This is a genomic window from Streptomyces sp. SID486, from assembly GCF_009865385.1.
Taxonomy (GTDB): Bacteria; Actinomycetota; Actinomycetes; order Streptomycetales; family Streptomycetaceae; genus Streptomyces.
This window is the reverse complement of sequence record NZ_WWJT01000084.1, coordinates 1-2,533: the sequence shown is the minus strand read 5'-3', so window position 1 is coordinate 2,533 and position 2,533 is coordinate 1. Positions and strand designations below refer to the sequence as shown.

Genomic DNA, 2,533 nt, shown 5'->3' with positions numbered 1-2,533 from the left:
TCCGGCGGCCAGCAGCAGCGCGTCGCCATCGCCCGGGCGCTCGCGATGGGCCCCGAGGTGATGCTGTTCGACGAGCCCACGTCCGCGCTCGACCCGGAGCTGGTCGGAGACGTCCTCGCGGTCATGCGCATGCTGGCCCGGGAGGGCATGACGATGATGGTCGTCACCCACGAGATGACGTTCGCCCGCGAGGTCGCCGACCGGGTCGTCTTCATGGACGGCGGCGTGATCGTCGAGGACGGCAGCCCCGACCGGGTCATCGGTGACCCGCAGCACGAGCGCACCCGGCACTTCCTCTCCCGCCTGCTCGACCCGGCGATGGCCGAGGTGGAGGAGGAGACCTCCGACCGGGTGGGGAAGTCCGAGCGGTAGCTCACTAAGGTGCGGTGCATGAGCGATCACGCGGTGCTGCACGTGAAGGGCCGGGTCCTGGCGGGGCCCGAGGACGTCCGCGACGAGCTGTGGGTGGTCGGCGGCCGGATCTCCTACGACCGCCCCGCCGGCGCCCGGGACGTCCGGACCGTCGAGGGCTGGGCCCTGCCCGGCCTCGTCGACGCGCACTGCCATGTGGGCCTCGACGCGCACGGCCCCGTCGACGCGGCCACCGCGGAGAAGCAGGCGCTCACCGACCGGGGCGCGGGCACCCTGCTGATCCGCGACGCCGGCTCGCCCTCCGACACCCGCTGGATCGACGACCGGGACGACCTGCCGAAGATCGTCCGGGCGGGCCGGCACATCGCCCGCACCCGCCGCTACATCCGCAACTACGCCTGGGAGATCGAGCCGGAGGACCTGGTCACCTACGTCGCCCAAGAGGCCCGGCGCGGCGACGGCTGGGTGAAGCTGGTCGGCGACTGGATCGACCGCGGCCTCGGCGACCTGGCCCCCTGCTGGCCCCGCGAGGCGGTGGAGGCCGCCATCGCCGAGGCCCACCGGCTCGGTGCCCGGGTCACCGCCCACTGCTTCGCCGAGAGTTCCCTGCGCGACCTCGTCGAGGCGGGCATCGACTGCGTCGAGCACGCGACGGGCCTCACCGACGACCTGGTCCCGCTCTTCGCCGAACGGGGCGTCGCGATCGTCCCCACCCTCGTCAACATCGCCACCTTCCCCCGGCTCGCGGCCGGCGGCGACGAGAAGTTCCCGCGCTGGTCGGCCCATATGCGCCGGCTGCACGAGCGGCGCTACGACACCGTGCGCGGCGCCTACGACGCCGGTGTCCCCGTCTACGTCGGCACGGACGCCGGCGGCTCGCTCGCGCACGGCCTGGTCGCCGCGGAGGTCGCGGAGCTGGTCACCGCCGGCATCCCGCCCGTCGAGGCCGTCTCGGCGACGACCTGGGGCGCCCGCGCCTGGCTCGGCCGGCCCGGCCTGGAGGAGGGCGCCCCCGCCGACCTGGTGGTGTACGAGGCCGATCCCCGGGCGGACGTACGGGTGCTCGCGGCGCCGCGTCGGGTGGTGCTGCGCGGGCACGTCGTCGAGTAGATGTGCCCGTGATTCGAATCGGCGTGCGTCATATCCACGTTTGAGTGAAGTGACCCTGGATCGCTGACCGTTCACCCACAGTGCGTACAAGGTTGACGGGTCCCAAGCATGTCCCGTCTGGGGGTCCCACCGCCTTGAACAGCAACGATTTCCGCATGCCCGCACGCCGTCTCGCCGCGCTGGCCACGGTCACCGCGCTCACCGCCGCACCCGCCGCCCTGGGCGCGGGCGCGGCGCACGCCACCGGTGACCACGGTCGCGCCTCCGCCGTCGTCCTGCGCACCGGGCTCGACGTGTCCCTGCTCGACAAGACCGTGAACGTCCCGCTCGCGGTCACCCTGAACGAGGTCCACGCACCGCAGAGCGCCGACCGGAGCGCGCTCTCCGCCCGGCTCGACGGCGTGAACGGCGGCGAACCGTTCACCGTGCTCGGCGCGGACGTCGCCACGGCCGCGGCCACGGTGACGAAGAAGCGCGCCGAGGGCTCCGTCCGGCTCGTGGGCGCCAGGCTGCACGTCCCCGGCCTGCCCCTGCTGTCCCTCCTCCAGGCCGACACGGTCACCGCGAAGGCCACCTGCGAGGTGGGCAGGGCACCGGCCGCCGCGGCGAACGTCCTCGGCGCGGTGACCGTCCTCGGCAAGCGCGTCACCCTGACCGCCGGGGGCACGACGGAGGTGAAGGTGCCCGGCGTCGGCGAGGTCCGCCTCGACCTCTCCCGGCGGACCACGACGACCCTGACGGCCGCCGCGACCGCCCTCGAACTCAAGGTCTCCGTCAACCCCTTGAAGCTCAACGTGGCCGACGTCGAAGGCAAGGTCACGCTGGCCGAGGCCACCTGCGAGTCCCCGATGGCCCCGCCCACCGCCAAGCCCGTCCAGAGCCACGACCCGGCCGCCGACGTCCGCCCCCAGGGCGCCCCGGCCCAGGCCGACCTCGCGGAGACCGGCGGCAGCTCGGCGACCCCGTACATCGCCGGCGGCGCGCTGGCCCTGCTGCTGTTCGGCGGCGGCGCGGTGACCCTGGCCCGCCGCCGGAAGAACTGACCCCGCCC

3 protein-coding genes are annotated in these 2,533 nt (G+C 74.2%); all 3 read left to right on the top strand.

Translation table 11 applies throughout. The features are described from left to right. A partial coding sequence (locus GT045_RS04340; RefSeq protein WP_161291339.1) for an ATP-binding cassette domain-containing protein occupies window positions 1-372 on the top strand: 372 nt, incomplete at its 5' end. Between the two features lie 18 nt (window positions 373-390). Then, window positions 391-1,482 carry an amidohydrolase family protein gene (locus tag GT045_RS04335; RefSeq protein ID WP_161333335.1) on the top strand — a complete coding sequence of 364 codons (1,092 nt, stop codon included), beginning with the start codon at window positions 391-393 and terminating at the stop codon, window positions 1,480-1,482. 134 nt (window positions 1,483-1,616) lie between these two features. Further along, on the top strand, window positions 1,617-2,525 hold the full coding sequence (locus GT045_RS04330; protein ID WP_161333334.1) for an SCO1860 family LAETG-anchored protein: 909 nt from the start codon (window positions 1,617-1,619) through the stop codon (window positions 2,523-2,525). Window positions 2,526-2,533 lie beyond the last annotated feature (8 nt).

What these genes read in the sequence shown, in the direction of transcription:
- GT045_RS04335 (WP_161333335.1), top strand. Translation starts at nt 391, where the DNA reads ATGAGCGATCACGCGGTGCTGCACGTGAAGGGCCGGGTCCTGGCGGGG.